The organism is Psychrobacter sp. UBA2769 (assembly GCF_002352555.1).
GTDB lineage: Bacteria > Pseudomonadota > Gammaproteobacteria > Pseudomonadales > Moraxellaceae > Psychrobacter > Psychrobacter maritimus.
Window position 1 is genome coordinate 146,645 of record NZ_DEIR01000010.1, and the last position, 15,267, is coordinate 161,911.

General features: G+C 43.5%; 16 protein-coding genes and 1 tRNA gene. 5 read left to right on the plus strand and 12 right to left on the minus strand.

Features of this window, described 5'->3' with window-relative positions; all coding sequences use genetic code 11:
- Positions 1-165: 165 nt before the first annotated feature.
- On the plus strand, positions 166-1,743 hold the full coding sequence (ahpF, locus tag B3Q63_RS03940) for an alkyl hydroperoxide reductase subunit F (RefSeq protein WP_281490935.1): 1,578 nt from the start codon (positions 166-168) through the stop codon (positions 1,741-1,743).
- Positions 1,744-1,812: 69 nt separating this feature from the next.
- Here the strand turns inward: ahpF and B3Q63_RS03945 are convergent, their stop codons facing one another.
- The 6 genes from B3Q63_RS03945 to B3Q63_RS03970 all read right to left on the minus strand — a co-directional run bounded on the left by B3Q63_RS03945 (position 1,813) and on the right by B3Q63_RS03970 (position 6,833).
- Complete coding sequence (locus B3Q63_RS03945; RefSeq protein ID WP_296174035.1) at positions 1,813-2,670, minus strand: bile acid:sodium symporter family protein; 858 nt, start codon at positions 2,668-2,670, stop codon at positions 1,813-1,815.
- 163 nt (positions 2,671-2,833) lie between these two features.
- Positions 2,834-3,586 (minus strand): glutathione S-transferase family protein, encoded by a 753-nt coding sequence (locus B3Q63_RS03950; RefSeq protein WP_296174038.1) that lies wholly within the window; start codon positions 3,584-3,586, stop codon positions 2,834-2,836.
- 152 nt (positions 3,587-3,738) lie between these two features.
- Entirely contained in the window at positions 3,739-4,071 is a 333-nt protein-coding gene (locus B3Q63_RS03955) for a TIGR01244 family sulfur transferase (protein ID WP_201544531.1), read from the minus strand.
- Positions 4,072-4,152: 81 nt separating this feature from the next.
- Entirely contained in the window at positions 4,153-4,479 is a 327-nt protein-coding gene (locus B3Q63_RS03960; protein WP_201564861.1) for a beta-lactamase hydrolase domain-containing protein, read from the minus strand.
- 216 nt (positions 4,480-4,695) lie between these two features.
- On the minus strand, positions 4,696-6,405 hold the full coding sequence (locus tag B3Q63_RS03965; RefSeq protein WP_296174044.1) for a SulP family inorganic anion transporter: 1,710 nt from the start codon (positions 6,403-6,405) through the stop codon (positions 4,696-4,698).
- 56 nt (positions 6,406-6,461) lie between these two features.
- Complete coding sequence (locus B3Q63_RS03970) at positions 6,462-6,833, minus strand: ArsR/SmtB family transcription factor (protein ID WP_374220408.1); 372 nt, start codon at positions 6,831-6,833, stop codon at positions 6,462-6,464.
- Positions 6,834-7,116: 283 nt separating this feature from the next.
- Here B3Q63_RS03970 and B3Q63_RS03975 point away from each other — a divergent pair, with 283 nt between their 5' ends.
- Together B3Q63_RS03975 and trxC are read left to right on the plus strand one after the other, a co-directional pair.
- Positions 7,117-7,983 carry an MBL fold metallo-hydrolase gene (locus tag B3Q63_RS03975; RefSeq protein ID WP_296174047.1) on the plus strand — a complete coding sequence of 289 codons (867 nt, stop codon included), beginning with the start codon at positions 7,117-7,119 and terminating at the stop codon, positions 7,981-7,983.
- Positions 7,984-8,244: 261 nt separating this feature from the next.
- Complete coding sequence (gene trxC, locus B3Q63_RS03980) at positions 8,245-8,682, plus strand: thioredoxin TrxC (RefSeq protein ID WP_296174049.1); 438 nt, start codon at positions 8,245-8,247, stop codon at positions 8,680-8,682.
- A gap of 177 nt (positions 8,683-8,859) precedes the next feature.
- On the opposite strand, the gene B3Q63_RS03985 is transcribed toward trxC, so the two are convergent.
- From B3Q63_RS03985 to B3Q63_RS04000, 4 genes are all read right to left on the minus strand, one after another.
- Positions 8,860-9,261 (minus strand): hypothetical protein, encoded by a 402-nt coding sequence (locus tag B3Q63_RS03985; protein WP_201564855.1) that lies wholly within the window; start codon positions 9,259-9,261, stop codon positions 8,860-8,862.
- Between the two features lie 182 nt (positions 9,262-9,443).
- Complete coding sequence (locus tag B3Q63_RS03990; protein ID WP_296174053.1) at positions 9,444-9,803, minus strand: SirB2 family protein; 360 nt, start codon at positions 9,801-9,803, stop codon at positions 9,444-9,446.
- A 118-nt stretch (positions 9,804-9,921) separates the two neighbouring features.
- Positions 9,922-10,275, minus strand: coding sequence for a BolA family protein (locus B3Q63_RS03995; RefSeq protein WP_296174056.1), 354 nt, complete (start codon positions 10,273-10,275; stop codon positions 9,922-9,924).
- A 259-nt stretch (positions 10,276-10,534) separates the two neighbouring features.
- Positions 10,535-11,347 (minus strand): M48 family metallopeptidase, encoded by an 813-nt coding sequence (locus tag B3Q63_RS04000; RefSeq protein WP_201619189.1) that lies wholly within the window; start codon positions 11,345-11,347, stop codon positions 10,535-10,537.
- A gap of 644 nt (positions 11,348-11,991) precedes the next feature.
- Here B3Q63_RS04000 and B3Q63_RS04005 point away from each other — a divergent pair.
- Both B3Q63_RS04005 and B3Q63_RS04010 read left to right on the plus strand, forming a co-directional pair.
- Positions 11,992-12,066, plus strand: a tRNA-Gly gene (locus tag B3Q63_RS04005).
- A gap of 246 nt (positions 12,067-12,312) precedes the next feature.
- Positions 12,313-13,104 carry a glucose 1-dehydrogenase gene (locus tag B3Q63_RS04010; RefSeq protein WP_296174059.1) on the plus strand — a complete coding sequence of 264 codons (792 nt, stop codon included), beginning with the start codon at positions 12,313-12,315 and terminating at the stop codon, positions 13,102-13,104.
- A gap of 160 nt (positions 13,105-13,264) precedes the next feature.
- Here the strand turns inward: B3Q63_RS04010 and B3Q63_RS04015 are convergent, their stop codons facing one another.
- Positions 13,265-14,068: an SDR family NAD(P)-dependent oxidoreductase gene (locus B3Q63_RS04015; RefSeq protein WP_296174062.1), complete on the minus strand. Its 804-nt coding sequence runs from the start codon at positions 14,066-14,068 to the stop codon at positions 13,265-13,267.
- A complete protein-coding gene (locus B3Q63_RS04020; protein ID WP_296174065.1) occupies positions 14,068-15,207 on the minus strand; it encodes a hypothetical protein in 1,140 nt (379 codons plus the stop codon). The genes B3Q63_RS04015 and B3Q63_RS04020 overlap by 1 nt, the downstream gene beginning before the upstream one ends.
- Between the last annotated feature and the right edge of the window lie 60 nt (positions 15,208-15,267).

Below are 15,267 nucleotides of genomic sequence, written 5' to 3' on the forward strand. Positions count from 1 at the left end.
ATCAGCTTGCCCAAAACCTGCAAACCCCTGATAATAGACGTATCAAAGGTGGTAAGGCCGGTATTTTTAGCGTTCTAAATCAGCGACTTAACTTATCACCAAACCCTATTTAAATGCTCAGCATCGTAGCTGGCGTTACATATTTAATAATAATGAGGAACAAACATGATAGATAAAAGTTTATTAGATGCAGTCAAAAGCTACAGTGAAAACATGACTCGCCCAATTACCTTTGTACTGGGTAGCGGCGAACATAGCAAGCGCGCTGAGCTGATTGATTTTTTGACTAAAATCGCTGGCACCACGGATAAGATTAATTTTGACAGTACAGCTACCGATGACAGCTTGCCAAGCCCGATTAGCTTTAAAGTAGTCAGCCATATCGATGGTGCATTGACCGATACCGGTATTGTCTTTAGCGGCATCCCTGGAGGTCATGAATTTACCTCGTTGATTTTGGCGATTTTGCAAGCTGGCGGTCATACGCTAAAACTTGATGAAGGTATTCAAAAGCTGATTAAGCGTTTTAATAAGCCGCTACAGTTTCAGACTTACGTGTCGCTCTCGTGCCACAGTTGCCCAGAAGTGGTGCAAGCGCTGAACCAATTTGCCTTGCTCAATGATGACATCAGTAATGAGATGATCGATGGCGCATTATTCCAAGAGCAAGTAGAAGCCAATAACATCCAAGGCGTACCAGCAGTGTTTTTAAATGGTAAGCCGTTTGCTAATGGTCTGATTGACACGGCTAAATTGATTGAGAAGTTGCAAGAGCAATTTCCTGATTTACTGAGCGAAGCTGATGACGATGCTGAACAGCTAGAGCAGCAAGATGTGACAATTATCGGAGCCGGTCCTGCTGGCGTGGCGGCAGCGATTTATACCGCGCGTAAAGGCTTAAAAGTCACTATGGTCGCTGACCGTATCGGTGGGCAGGTGAAAGACACGCAAGATATCGAGAACTTAATCTCTGTACCTTTAACGACCGGTAGTGAGCTGTCGGCGAACTTTGAAAAGCATTTGCACGAATATGATATTACGCTTAAAGAGCATGTCAGCGTCAAAGAAATTAGCGAAACTGAAGCTGAAAACTACCGTATTCATCTAAATACTGGCGAGACGTTTGAGACGCGCAGTATTATCTTGGCGACTGGTGCTCAGTGGCGGAAGCTTGGTGTCCCGGGTGAAGATGAAAACGTCGGTAAAGGCGTTGCTTACTGCGCGCACTGTGATGGTCCATTCTTTAAAGGTAAAGACATCTCTGTCATCGGTGGCGGTAACTCAGGTATCGAGGCGGCGCTAGACTTGGCAGGTATCGTTAAGCATGTGACCGTCCTTGAATTCGCCGATGAGCTAAAAGCGGATCAGGTATTGATTAATAAAGCCAAAGAAAAAGCCAATATTGAATTTATCACTGGAGCAGCGACTCAAGAAATCAAGGCGCAAGATGGTAAAGTGACGTCTATCGTTTATCAAGACCGTAGCAGCAGTGAAACCAAAGAGCTTGATGTTTCAGCAGTGTTTGTGCAGATTGGTTTGGTGCCGAATACTGAATTTGTCAAAGGCTTTGTTGATCTAAACCGCTTTGGTGAGATTGAGATTGACGAACGCTGCCGCACCGACCGCAAAGGCATCTTTGCCTGTGGTGACGTGACCACTGTGCCATTTAAGCAGATTAATATTGCGATGGGCGAAGGTTCAAAAGCCGCATTATCAGCGTTTGAATACTTGGTTATGCAGTAAGTTATTTAGCTCTACCGTTAGTGTTAAAAGCCATCTCAAATGAGGTGGCTTTTTTTTGTGCTTATACAATCAGTTTTTATTCCGAATCAAAGCAATCACGGGCAGCGCAACCACATACATCAACACACCATATACCGCAGCAGGTAGGGCGATGACCGGTAATGTGCTGACACCCATAATGATAGGTGCCAAGGTAATCGCAGTTGTGCTGTTTTGAATACTGGTTTCTATCGAGATGGTTTTGGTATCAAACCAGCTGAGCTTCATGGCTTTAGAGGTCAGAATACTTAAGCCAAACAAGATGACAATGATAAAGACCAGCTCAAACCCAATAGACGCCAATTGCTCTTGTAGTAATTGCCAGTTGGTCGCAATAGCAGCAAAGACGATTAAGACAAAAAACAGACTGGCTAAGCCATTTAGAATGCCGCTTCTACGTACCATAAAGTCAGTAAATTTATAACGCGCGAGCATACCTAGGGTCACAGGTAAGGTAGTCAGTAAAAACATCACCACGCCGATTTTTAGTGCGCTGATAGAGCCTGCTTGATCTTGCATAAAGTGATTAAAAGCTAGCGTAATTAAGATAGGCAGTGTCACCACTGATAACAGGCTCACTACGCCCGTGAGTGCCACTGACAGCGCCACATTACCTTTAGCATAGTAAGTGAGCATGTTGCTGGTCACACCGCCTGGGCAAAAGCTAATCAGCATGATACCAAAGGCAATAGCAGGTGGCGGCGACATGACTAAGACGACCGCTAACGCAACCAAAGGCACAAAAATGACTTGGTTGATTAAGCCGACAATAAACGCTTTTGGGTGATTAACGATGACCTTAAAATCACTTGGCTTAAGCCCCGTTCCTAAGGTAAACATAATATAGGCAAGTGCTAGCGGCAATAGCGCCAACGCATTATTACTCATGAAACATTCCTTGTTAAATATAGAGGCGTATCAAAGACATATTGAAAACATATTGAAAGCGTATTAAAAGTAACTTGCTAAAGAAATCACAGTCCTTGTGTTTCTATCATCTTAAGCGTTATTAAAAATTTAGCAAACGTTTGATTTTGCATTTGATATAGTTTTAATCTGCTAATACACCAGCTACCGAGAGTAATTCACCGGCTTCATCTTCTTTAATAATGCGCGTTTCATTGAGTGCCGCTTCTTGCCAAGCTTGTAGATGAAGATTGCTTAACATCGTTGCACAATACTGTTTGGTTATTGGTTGCAATGGTATGCCTGAGGCCTCCGCATAAGTCTGCAAGCGTAGAACCACAGGTGCAAAAAAAGCATCGGCAGCCGTGAAGAGTCCAAACAAGTAGCTGTCTTTCGAGCGATTTTTTAAACAATCTGCAAAGATATTTTCTATACGGGCGATATCCTTTAAGCAAGCAGCGCTTGGTTGTATTTTCGCGGTAGCTCGAATGTTCATTGGCATCTCACTACGAATGCCCATTAGACCTGAGTGCATCTCCGCAATAATGCTTTGGCAATAAGCGCTGTTTATTCTGTTGCTGGTATTGCTGTTAGTATGAAATTTACTCAGTCCTGTCCAAACATCTAAGTCTGTCAGATAGTCATTGGCGTGAATGGTAATCGCTAAGGTATCCCAGACCGTGACCTTATCGCTGTTATTATCGTTGTCTTGACCATAAACCAAAACCGGTACTTTGCTTGTTGGCGCATGCTCATTGAGAGTGGCTGTCGCTGATGGATGAAACAGCTCAATCAGTTGCTCATCAAAATCAATGTTAAATGCCTTGAGTAGTAGCCAAGCTCGCAATGACCATGACGAATAATTTTTATTGCCGATGATGAGTAACGGTTTTTGCATCATAAAGTCCTATTAAGGGGTATCAGTAGAATTTTATTATGGCTTCAATATTAAAAATTAACCAGTCAATAGTTTAGTGGTATGCAAAAAAACGCCCATCCAAAGTTTGGACGGGCGTTTTTCAAGCAGTAACGATTATATTTAAATCCGTATTAATCGTCTAATAAATCCATACGCTTTGCCGCCTCATAAATACCCGTTGAGCGGTTACCGGTACGGCAAAAAATCAGCATTGGCTGCTCAGCTTGGTTAAAAAAGTCCGCAAACTCTTCGACATGGTTTTGATTAAGCTCACTACCGGCAAAAGACACTTCTTTATAAGCAAGTCCTGCTTTTTTAGCGGCCGCTTCAATCTCAGCACTGGTTGGTTGGTTTGGTTCTTCACCATCTGGACGGTTGTTGATAATGGTTTTAAAACCATTTTCAGCAATCATAGGTACTTGGTCAGGGGTGATTTGTCCGGTAATACTAACTTGATGGCTCATAAGAGCTCCTTGTTATTTTTTAGCGTAAAAATGAAAATTTTGTGATTAGCTTAAAGCACTTAAGTAAAATATAACGGCTCTTTACAACAAGCCTTGCATCAGCGCACTTTGATACAGCAATTTGGCGCGTGCACCCGTGCCGCAAAACATCAGGATGGGTTTGGGCATGGTGCGATAAAAGGCTGCAAACTGCTCGACAGTCGCCATGCTTAAACGCTCATCATCAAATGGTAAATGCTGATAGGTGAGGTTAGCCTTTGCCGTCGCACTGGTAAAGTCACAGCTATTGGGCTGCGTCTCTGTCTCAGCGTCAGGTCGAATATTGAGCACAGAGCGGTAGCCAAGCTCGGCAATCTTGACGCATTGGCTTGGGTAAATTTGCTTATAAATGGTTAAATCATCGGTCATAAGTAGCTTAAGTCGCATATATTAAATGGCGTTAGAATTTCTGGTATTTCTAGAGACAGTAAATTTTAAATCTGATAGTAATTTAGCATAACACAGCTTTTATCATATCTCTGTTTTGTCATTGATGTTTTATAATTAAGGTTTTGTCACGGGTGTTTTGTCACGGACAATAACGGTCATGAATAATTTAACTTGAGCTGCATAAATGCAGTGTTATTAAACATCCTTAAGCGCATTGACCGCGTCCATGGTGCTCAAATAAACCTGTCCTGATAGATGGGTTATGACCGGTGTGTTTTCAATAATGTCCATGACCGGTCCCTTGATAAAGCTAAAGCTTAAGTGCTTTTTTTGATTCAACAGCTCTTGATTGAGGCTGATAAGCATCTCTTGGCCGGTCAAGTCAATATGATTGACCGCTGACATAATAAGAATAATCTCATGCGCTTCGGGATATTGCCGCGTCGCCTGTATGACCCTGCGATGCACGGATTCACTATTGCCAAAAAATAAGCTCTCATCAATACGCAGCATCAATAAATTGCTAAACGTCACCACATCATGACGATTGATATTGCGAAAATGCCCTGTGCCCGCTAGCTGACCAACGACGGCGACATGCGGTTTACTCGATTGCCAAATCAGGCTGGCAAACGACACCATCAAACCGATGACCAAGCCAGTATTTAGCCCAAATATCAGCACACCGATAAATGCCGCCAGAAAGCTTGCCGCATCTAAGCGGTCGCGTTGCCATGCGGACTTTAAAGTCGCCATATCAATGAGACCGACAATCGATGCCATGATGGTCGCGCCCAATAAAGCATAGGGCAGAGGTGCTAATAAATTGCCAAAAGCGATTAACGCTGCAATCATGATCAGTATCGTTACTAAACTTGCGACCGGCGTTTTGGCACCTGAATCAGCATTCATTGCGGTACGTGAAAAGCCGCCAGCGACCGTAAAGCTTTGAAAGAATCCGCCCGCCATATTGGCCAGACCCAAACCAGTAAGCTCGCGATTGGCATCAAAGGTTTCGCCGCGCAGGCGTGCATAATTGCTAGCAACTGAGCTGCTGGAAACAAAGATAATCAATGCCATTAAACCGGCGCTTGGTAATAGGTTGAGCGCTTCATGAAAATCTGGCAAGTACGGCAGGGTAAAAGTAGGTAGCCCCTGTGGAATAATACCAATCGTTGCCACGCCGTGCGTTGTCCAGTGTAAGCTCATGCTTAACACGATGGCAAGAGCAAGCAAAATCAGCGGAAATAGACGCTCAGCCCACTTAGCATAAGAGGCTGACAACCAAGAGCGCCAAACCCATTTGCTAGCATAACGGTTGGCAAATAACAGCGTAAAAGCAATGACGCCAATAACTAAGGTTAGCGGATGCAGCTGGCGAGCATACATCTGCATACTCGATAAATAACCGATAAGGCCATTACCTGCAATAGGAATCCCCGTCAGATATTTAAGCTGACTGACAAAAATCAGTACCGCCGCGCCACTGATAAAACCCGCCGATACGCCGCGACTGATAAACTGCATAATCCAGCCAAGCTTAAGCCGACCTGCCAGCCATAACATCGTCCCAACCATCAATGACAATAAACTGGCCATTAATATATATTGCTGCGTGCCCTCATTGGCGTAAGGATGCAAACTACTTGCCGTCATAATCGCGGTGATAGCGACGGGTCCCACAGCTTGCACATTACTTGAGCCTATCCACGCATACACCAGCACGGGTACGATAGCCGCATAGAGTCCATAGACAGGCGGCAATCCTGCTAGCACCGCATAACCTAAGCTTTGTGGAATGACGAGCACCCCAACGACCAATCCCGCGATGACATCAGTCGGCAGGGCAGACAGCTGGTACTGACGTAACCAAGCAGGAATCAGACGAGCGGCGATAGAAGGCATAGCAAGAGGTCATCACAATAAATAAATTTAAGAACAGCTAAGAGCTAAATGACCAGTTATGCGTCTGTTTTGGCACAAAAGCGTTCATACAATAACTGCAGTACCGATAACGCATCGTCGCTTGCGATACTATAATAGATTTGCTTGCCCTCGCGGCGGGTCGTCACCAGCTCGTCTTTACGTAAGATACCAAGCTGCTGCGACAAGCTTGGCTGACCGACACCGACTAAGTCTTCAAGCTCACTGACGCAGTATTCACCTTGAGTCAGCTGACATAGCAGTAATAAGCGATCAGGATGCGAGAGCGACTTTAATAATTGGCTGGCTTGCATAGATGCATGTTGCATTTGCTCAGCAAGGTCTTTGGGTGCAAAGTCTGTTACGCTGGCAGATACAGGTTTACCAGTGTGATTAGTAGACGTGCTCAATGCTGAAGTTGAAGTAGTCAGAGCGAACTCCTTATTTAAGATATAGATAAAAAAGGCAAAGTTTATAGCTAAGATATGGTTATATATAGTTAATTATCAATGATATCGCGATTTATAGCAAGTTATCATTATTTACATTATATAAATTGATAAATTGTTAGCTGGTTGCTATAGTGGTATGCAAGATAGGTATTATGTACATTCAAATATTATAAACAAGTATTTATTATACGTAAGACTTCATTAAATAATAAAACATTCATATAAAAACAAAGAGGTAGCCATGCAAGTTCATTCCTTCTTACATAGCGACACAGAGACCTACACCCACGTACTGGCTGATGTGCAGCAGCAAGTGTGTGCCATTATCGACCCTGTTTTGGATTTCGATGCCAAGTCAGGACGTACGGATACCGCTAGTGTCGATAAGGTAATAGCGTTCGTGCGTGAGCAGGGTTGGGCGCTGGTTTATATTATAGAAACCCATGCCCATGCCGATCATATATCGGCCGCTATACATGTAAAAGAAACACTTGGCGGCAAACTGGTCATCGGTCAACATATCACTGAAGTGCAAAAAATATTTAAGCAAATTTTTAACTTTGATAGCAGCTTTCGTACCGATGCCAGCCAGTTTGATATCTTGACCGATGATGGCGAAACCTTGACACTTGGCGGCATTACGATTACTGCCATGTATGTGCCCGGTCATACGCGTGCGGATATGGCGTATCTTGCCGCTGACGATGAAAAAACCGTGGTCTTTGTCGGCGATACGCTATTTGCTCCCGATGTGGGTACGGCGCGCTGCGACTTTCCAGGAGGGGACGCCAAGACCCTGTATCAGTCTATCCAAAAACTGCTGGCACTTCCTGATGAGACCCTGATGTATCTGTGCCATGACTATCCAAGTCAAGGTCGCAAGCATTGCCCAACCACGACGGTAGCAGCGCAAAAGCTCGGTAATATTCACGTTAAAGACGGTATTAATGAAGCCGAGTTTGTTGAGATGCGTGAGCGCCGCGATGCCAATTTAGAGATGCCGCGGCTGATTATCCCATCTGTACAACTTAATATTGATGCCGGTCATTTTCCAAAACCAGAGGACAATGGCACCCGTTATCTAAAAGTACCGATTAATGCGCTTTAGTAACTAATTAAATTTCAGTGAAATAAAAAAAGAGCTGATAAATAGCTAAATACAAATAGAGCAGAAAGTTACGCAGGCACAATACGAGTAGTGGCTATCCTAATGCTAATCTGTCTTATAAGCTTGCATTGTAAGTTTGCATAATGGAATAAAGCCAAAAAAAAGTGTGATTAAGATTCTTACGAATAATCCATTCACAAGCATTGAGTATGGGCGCTCTATTAAGATACGCGCCCAAGCTATGTATAAAGGAGTTGTATAATGACTGAGCAAAACTCTCATCTGGTCTGCCCGCATTGTCAGGCAACCAATCGTATACCCGCCACACGGCTAAATGCGGCACCGAACTGTGGCAAATGTGGTCAGCCATTATTAACGGCCAGTCCACATGAACTAAACGCCCAAACGGTTAGTAAAGTCATTCAAAAAAATGAGGTGTTGACCATCGTTGATTTTTGGGCGAGTTGGTGTCAGCCGTGTCTGATGATGGCACCGCAGTTTAAAGCGGCGGCCAGTCAGTTGCCGCAAGTGGTTTTTGCCAAAATACAAACCGATAAATACGAGCAAGCGGCGGCTCCTTATAATATTCGCAGCTTACCGACGATGGTTGCTTTCAAAAATGGCAAAGAAGTCGCGCGACAGTCTGGTGCCTTACCTAGCGATCAAATTGTGCAGTGGGTAAAAAGCTTAAACGCATAAGCGTTGCTTGAGTTTTTACTCCTGATTGTTAGACATAAAAAAGCCAATATGCTTATCGCGTATTGGCTTTTTTCTTTTGAACAGCGTTTAATGTCATCGGAATAATAAACTATCAAATGTGACTTATTAAAAACGAGCTATTTAAACACGAGCCATTTAAACACGAGCTATCGAGCATTACTCACCATAAATCTTAATACCATTGGCAAAGCTACAACGCTGGATACGGGCAGACTGAATGATGGCATCACGCTCGCCATACAGTCTTGATAGCTTGGCATCGCGCGCTTTAGTATTGTTGCTTTGACCAACGCCAAAGCTGATATTAGGTGAGATACCCCAGCGTCCAGCGGAAACCCCAACGCCGACGCCTGAGGCGGATAGGGTTGATTGCTCATTGCGCGCCGCATCGACATAGCGATTGACGCGATTATATTCTTGACTAAGCGCTTGGCAATCATAACTTTGATAGGTGCTTGGTGGCACATATTGCGGGGTAATATTACCCGTTGAGGCGCAGCCTGAGAGACCAAAAACGCCAGCTGTTGCCAGTAGTGTTGCTGCAGTAAGAGTTTTCATAATGTCTCCATAAGCTAAATGAGGATGTTTACCGTGCTTATTAATGCCTGCTGTCAATCAATATCTGTTTTGGTATTAATTAACAATGTTACGTTTTAACAGGGTATTTTAGAAAGCGTAGTTATTTAAGATAGCAAAAAAGTGGCGATTAAGATATTGAAAAATATATCGTTTAGCAACGCTTAAAACAAATTACCCGGTTTGCTAAAGGCAAGCACCACGATGCCAATATAAGCCACACCTGCAATCAGAATACCGGTTTTTCTTTGGCTCAGTGTTGCATTGTTATTAAAGGCTTTGATACTGGCGCTAAGGGCTGCAACGAGCAAGATGATTTTTGCAAAAACCCATTGCACGGGCGCATTGGCACTCATTAATTGCATGAGCATACCAGCCCCTGAAAGAATAATAACGGCATAGAGAATATGGGTAGAGATTTTGAGCGCCAATGGCATTTGCTTGTTTGCGCTTAATACCAGATAGCTTTGATATAAAAACGCCACAATCAACAGTACTGCCATGAGCATATGTAAATGTTTCATTGGGTAGAATTTCCTTTAAAGGTGCCGTTTGCCAGCTTATTTATATTATTGGAAGTTAGTATTTGATTACAATGTTTAATGGTAGCTGTTTAAAAATAGCAAACAATAAAACCGCCATCTAACCTTTGTTTTGACCAGCGCACAGTGGACTCTCAGGGCTTTGACCTTGCCACTCTGTTGGCGTATAAGCATGAATAGCCAAGGCATGGATTTGACCACCTTGTGAGGTCAGTAGCGAGTTTGCCAGAGCATATACCAGCTGATGACGCGCAACCAAACGTTTGCCTTCAAAGGCGTCACTGACAATGGTCAGTTTAAAATGGCTTTCTTTACCGTCAAAGTAACCCGCATGATTCATCGATTCATTTACCAGCTCAATATGCTGCGCTTGCAAAGCCTGTAGCTCATTATTAAGGGCATCGGCGGTCGGAGTGTTAGTAGGCGTATTGGTCGTAGGCGTATTAGTAGTCATAATCATCCTTTATCTTATAGGGCTTAGCCATTTAAATGGCTGATTGTGCCCATTATAGCAGACACAGTTCACTGTGCCGCTATGCTGCATTAACTGACCGTTTATCGCCGTGCGATAGTCAGTTTACTATAAAATATTTTAGCAGCACGCATAAAAAAGCAGAGCGCAATATATGACGCTCTGCTTTTCTTATTTATCATTACTTACCATTAGTCCGTACTTGTCATTAGATTGATACTTAATATTTAAGCATAGTCCATTAACGACGTGACTTTTGATAAAGCGGCATCACTTTAGGCATCAATGACTGCAATTGCGCAATACGGTTGCTGCTGGTTGGGTGAGTGCTTAAAAATTGTGGTGGCTCACCTTGGCTGGCGCGTTGCATTTTCTGCCATAAAGTAATCGCAGCTTGTGGGTTGTAGCCTGCACGTGCCATCAGCTCAAGACCTATTTGGTCAGCTTCTGCTTCTTGCGTACGGCTGTGCGGACGGCTAAGACCTAAGTCACCAGCGACGTTAGCAAGCTCTGCCTGCCCTTGTGAGAGACCAAAGATGCTCGCTGCCATACCAATACCAGTTTGGGTAGCGTATTGACGTGATAAGCGCTCACGTGAATGCTCACGTAGGGCATGCGATATCTCATGTCCCATAATAGCGGCAATTTCATCGTCCGTTAAATTCAAGCGGTCGATAATACCTGAGTAAAACATAATTTTACCGCCGGGCATCACAAAGGCGTTTAAATCATTAGATTTAATGGTATGAACTTCCCATTGCCATTTTGCCGCATCAGGACGATAGACGCCGACTTGACCGACCAAACGGTTCGAGATATTTTTTAGGCGATTGAGCTGCGCGCTATTGGTATCCAGTAAGCCGCGCGCTTTTGCTTCTTGCAGCGTTTTGGCATAACTTTGCGCCGATAGCTGCAATACTTGCTCATTTGAGACTAATAATAGCTGCTGACGGTCAACGCCGACGGCACCTGTGCTAGTCGTGCTAGAGCAACCGGTCATGGCCAATGCCGACAATGATGCCGCCATAACTGTTGTGGTAAGCAGTTTTTTCATAATAAACGTCCTCGCTGTAAATGGAAAAAAATAAAGTGGAACAATGCCAATATTAGAATAGTAGATGAAAGGGTAGCTTATTATTGAAGTATTGCTACCGTTTGCCCGTCTACTAAAACAGTGGAATTTTACTCCAACTGTCATTAGCCATAAGTATAATAATGTTAACAACCTAAAACCTAGACAGAAAAAGTAACAATAGGCGGTAGGATTGTAAGTGCTGTTAGTAAGTGGTATTAGTAAGTGCTGTTAAAAGGTAAGTAGTTCGCACAAGAAATGATGGAAGTGGATACAGCAGTTAAAGCCGCTTTATCGTTTGCGCGCAAGCGTTTTTATTTCTATAGAAAAATTATATTTTGTTAGCGTTTTAACGTTGTCAGCATGTTGTAAGCAAAGGTTAGGCGGGCAGAATGCTGAGACTGCTATTATTTTCTCTATTTATTTGAAAGTATTATCTTAATGAGGTAAATTAAAATAGCACTTAGAATCAATACTCTATGCTTGTTTTTCTCTTAAGATAAATTTAAAAACCATACCTTTGATTAAAGATTTGAAAAAAGGTATTGACACTCTCAGAATATTTGCTAAAATAGCCAGCCTATCGAGACGTAGTCGTTGTTAACAACATTGCGATTTGATAATTAGCGGGAATAGCTCAGTGGTAGAGCATAACCTTGCCAAGGTTGGGGTCGAGAGTTCGAATCTCTTTTCCCGCTCCAAATATGGCTTGCAAAAGCACTAAAGCCTCACTTCAATAAGAAGTGAGGCTTTTTTTATGCCTGAAATTTGGCAAGCTAACGTATAACGCTATGACAAAGCGCATGTGACAAAGTGCAGCGTTACACAACATGGATGATTTGACACATTCATTTGATTTTGAATTGGCATACTTATTTGATGTATTAACTATTAAAAATTTTCAAACGATATATCGCCTCCATTAATAATTATTATAAGGATTAACCATGCAAGCTTTTGAGCACAAATCATTTAATGCGCTATTTGACTTAACAGGAAAAACAGCGATTGTGACGGGCGGTGCTAATGGTATTGGCAAAGCAACGGCACTGCGTTTGGCACAAGCTGGCGCAAATATCGTCATTGCAGACCTGAAATTGGAAGATGCTAATAAAGCGGCCAAAGACATCGAAAGCTACGGCGTTAAAGCCTTGGCGGTTGAGTGTAATATCTTAAAAGATGAAGACTTGGTAGCGATGGTCGATAAAACGGTAGAGATATTCGGTAGTATCAATATCTTGATTAGTAATGCAGGCGGCGGTGGCGGTGGTCAAGAAAATCCGTTTAAAATCTCTGTTGATGATTTCCGTCGCGACTTTGAATTGAACGTTTTTAGCGCGTGGCGTCTATGCCAGTTATGCGTGCCACATATGAAAAAATCAGGCTATGGCTCAATAGTTATCACCACATCGATGTCGAGTGTCAATAAGAGTCCAGATATGAGTGGTTATGCAGCATCAAAAGCGGCGGTTAATCATATGGTGGCGAACCTTACTCATGATTTCGGTCCCGAGGTGCGTATCAATGCTGTGGGTCCGGGTGCCACGCGCACTGCGGCGTTAGAGAGCGTATTGACGCCTGAGATTGAAGAAAGAATGTTGTCGCATACGCCTATCAAGCGCTTAGGCGAAGCGGATGATATTGCTGGTGCGATGCTATATTTTGCGGCGCCTATCTCTGAGTGGGTCAGTGGGCAGACGTTATTTGTCAATGGTGGCGGTGTGCAAACCTTAGACTAAAATTAAGATTAACGATAATAGCTAGTGTAGAAAACTCGTCATATAAAAAACGTCACCAGATATTTAATCGGGTGACGCTTTTTTTTGTGAATTTTTAAGTGACTAACTGACATTCAATACTTGTGAAAGTTCAATGTATACAAGCCAGTTTTAAAAAACGCTATTTTCTAAGCGAAAAAGCCACCGTTTTATTGCCTATCCAATTCACCCAGCTGACCGGAAAGAAACGCAGCTGTAATCTAATTAAGTTTGCCATCACGCCGGGTACGACTAGGAACTGCCGCTTCTCTACCCCTTTTAGCATAGATTTAACGGCATGTTCAATTTTTAGCTCGCCTGCCAGCTTTTTCATACCAACACCCGCTTGTGCCATGACGCCGACTTCCGCTTGGGTGAGCGGCGTATCTATCGGTGGCGGTGCAAAAACAGTGATATCAATACCGTGAGGTTTCCACTCAAAGCTTATCGATTGCATCATGCCCCAAATAGCAAACTTTGAGGCGCTATAAGAGCTGTAGCCATAACTGCCGGTAAAAGATGACATCGAAGCGGTGACCATGACTTGATCGCCACGTGACAAGAATGGACGCACGGCAGCGAGGACGTTGCGCGTACCAAATAAATTGATATTTATAACACGCTCAAACTGTGCTTGGCTCATCTCATCAAACGTCCAAGGACCTGTAATTCCAACGAAGTGCATGACAATATCAGGTGACTGTTTGCTTGCCGCCTCGGCGATTTTTTGAGTTGTTGTATCGGCGTCGGTGACGTCCAATTCATAGCTGATAATCGAAGCGTTATTTTTATTAATAGCTTGCAAGGTTGATAGCACCTCATCAAACGGTTGTACGTCAAACAGTACCAAGTTAGCGCCTTGTTGAATAAGCTGCTTAGCCGTCTCAAGCCCAATACCAGAGGCAGCACCAGTGATATAGACAGTTTTATTAGTAAAATAACCCATCAAGCGCTTTCCTTCTGCAATGAGTGACTTTTTGCCGATTTGTTCTGCAAGCTGCCAAACTTTGCTTCGCCGATTAAATGACTGACTTTATGCCCGGGAATCAACCAATAAGGGGTCGCTTCACTACTTGAGGCGCAATTGGGAAAGTCAGGGTTTTTTGAGGGACCAGCGATGGTTTTTTCAATGACCATCGAGATATATTGCTCATTACTACCTTCTAGCGTATTGCCGTTTAGGATAACCTCTACGCCTGTGTCTTTAGCATAGCGGCGGATGGCATTCACTTTTGAGTTCATCGGTGCATAAGCATCGGCGCCCACGCCATTTTCTGAAGTCACTCTGATGCCATCTGGGACGCGTGCAACTAACGAATGGTTGCCTTCGGTATGTCCGGGGGTATGTACGAGTGCGATGCCTTCGCCCAATTGGATGCTACCAGTAAATTTAATTACTTTATCAGCATCGATGCCTTCGATGCCGTTTGGGCAATACCAATCTGCTTGCACGGGTAATAAAGAAGTAGTGCTTAGCCATTCTTGCTCGTGAATCAATAGCTTGGCGTTAGGAAAATAGGCAGGCTTATCTTTTCCACCTACATTTTTAGTGCCAATGCTTTTAGTCCCTAACCAGCGGCGTACATCTTGGGTATGCAGATGGTCGTAGCTTATATAATCAACATCTTCTGGAGACAAGCCGACTTCAGCTAAGGCGCCAGTGACGTCACGAATGATAGGTGCAACCACGCTTTCAAGTGGTGACCAGTTAGGCATTTTGTCTGTTAGACGTTTAAAAAATGGCGTCTCACGGTCTGCTTCGATATCAGAAGGAGAGAATAGCAATGTTTTTAATTCACCCAAAAAATCATGATATTGAATGATAAAAATGCGGTTGAGGATATGAATGTAGGGGAATTTATAGGTGCTTTGGGTATAGACGCCACTGTAGGCGTACCACGTTGGGTAGGGAACACGCACCATGTCGGCGCTTTGATAAAACTGTACCGGCGCTTCATCCATAAAGCGCTCTCTAAAGGCGCTTGCTTGCTTACGCGCTGCTTTTAGACGCTCTTGTGGTAACGGGCTTTGGCGAACGTCATCAAAGTCGTGAATGGCTTTCATGCCGAGTGCTTGCAAATCCATAATGCATTTCCTTATGACTGATGGATATCTTAAAATAATACTAACAGTATTGTTTTAAGA

Coding starts and splice junctions, on each gene's coding strand:
- B3Q63_RS04000 (WP_201619189.1), bottom strand. CDS start 11,347: ATGAAAAAACTGCTTACCACAACAGTTATGGCGGCATCATTGTCGGCA.
- ahpF (WP_281490935.1), top strand. CDS start 166: ATGATAGATAAAAGTTTATTAGATGCAGTCAAAAGCTACAGTGAAAAC.
- B3Q63_RS04010 (WP_296174059.1), top strand. CDS start 12,313: ATGCAAGCTTTTGAGCACAAATCATTTAATGCGCTATTTGACTTAACA.
- trxC (WP_296174049.1), top strand. CDS start 8,245: ATGACTGAGCAAAACTCTCATCTGGTCTGCCCGCATTGTCAGGCAACC.
- B3Q63_RS03960 (WP_201564861.1), bottom strand. CDS start 4,479: ATGACCGATGATTTAACCATTTATAAGCAAATTTACCCAAGCCAATGC.
- B3Q63_RS03955 (WP_201544531.1), bottom strand. CDS start 4,071: ATGAGCCATCAAGTTAGTATTACCGGACAAATCACCCCTGACCAAGTA.
- B3Q63_RS03985 (WP_201564855.1), bottom strand. CDS start 9,261: ATGAAAACTCTTACTGCAGCAACACTACTGGCAACAGCTGGCGTTTTT.
- B3Q63_RS03950 (WP_296174038.1), bottom strand. CDS start 3,586: ATGCAAAAACCGTTACTCATCATCGGCAATAAAAATTATTCGTCATGG.
- B3Q63_RS03995 (WP_296174056.1), bottom strand. CDS start 10,275: ATGACTACTAATACGCCTACGACCAATACGCCTACTAACACTCCGACC.
- B3Q63_RS04020 (WP_296174065.1), bottom strand. CDS start 15,207: ATGGATTTGCAAGCACTCGGCATGAAAGCCATTCACGACTTTGATGAC.
- B3Q63_RS03965 (WP_296174044.1), bottom strand. CDS start 6,405: ATGCCTTCTATCGCCGCTCGTCTGATTCCTGCTTGGTTACGTCAGTAC.
- B3Q63_RS04015 (WP_296174062.1), bottom strand. CDS start 14,068: ATGGGTTATTTTACTAATAAAACTGTCTATATCACTGGTGCTGCCTCT.
- B3Q63_RS03990 (WP_296174053.1), bottom strand. CDS start 9,803: ATGAAACATTTACATATGCTCATGGCAGTACTGTTGATTGTGGCGTTT.
- B3Q63_RS03975 (WP_296174047.1), top strand. CDS start 7,117: ATGCAAGTTCATTCCTTCTTACATAGCGACACAGAGACCTACACCCAC.
- B3Q63_RS03945 (WP_296174035.1), bottom strand. CDS start 2,670: ATGAGTAATAATGCGTTGGCGCTATTGCCGCTAGCACTTGCCTATATT.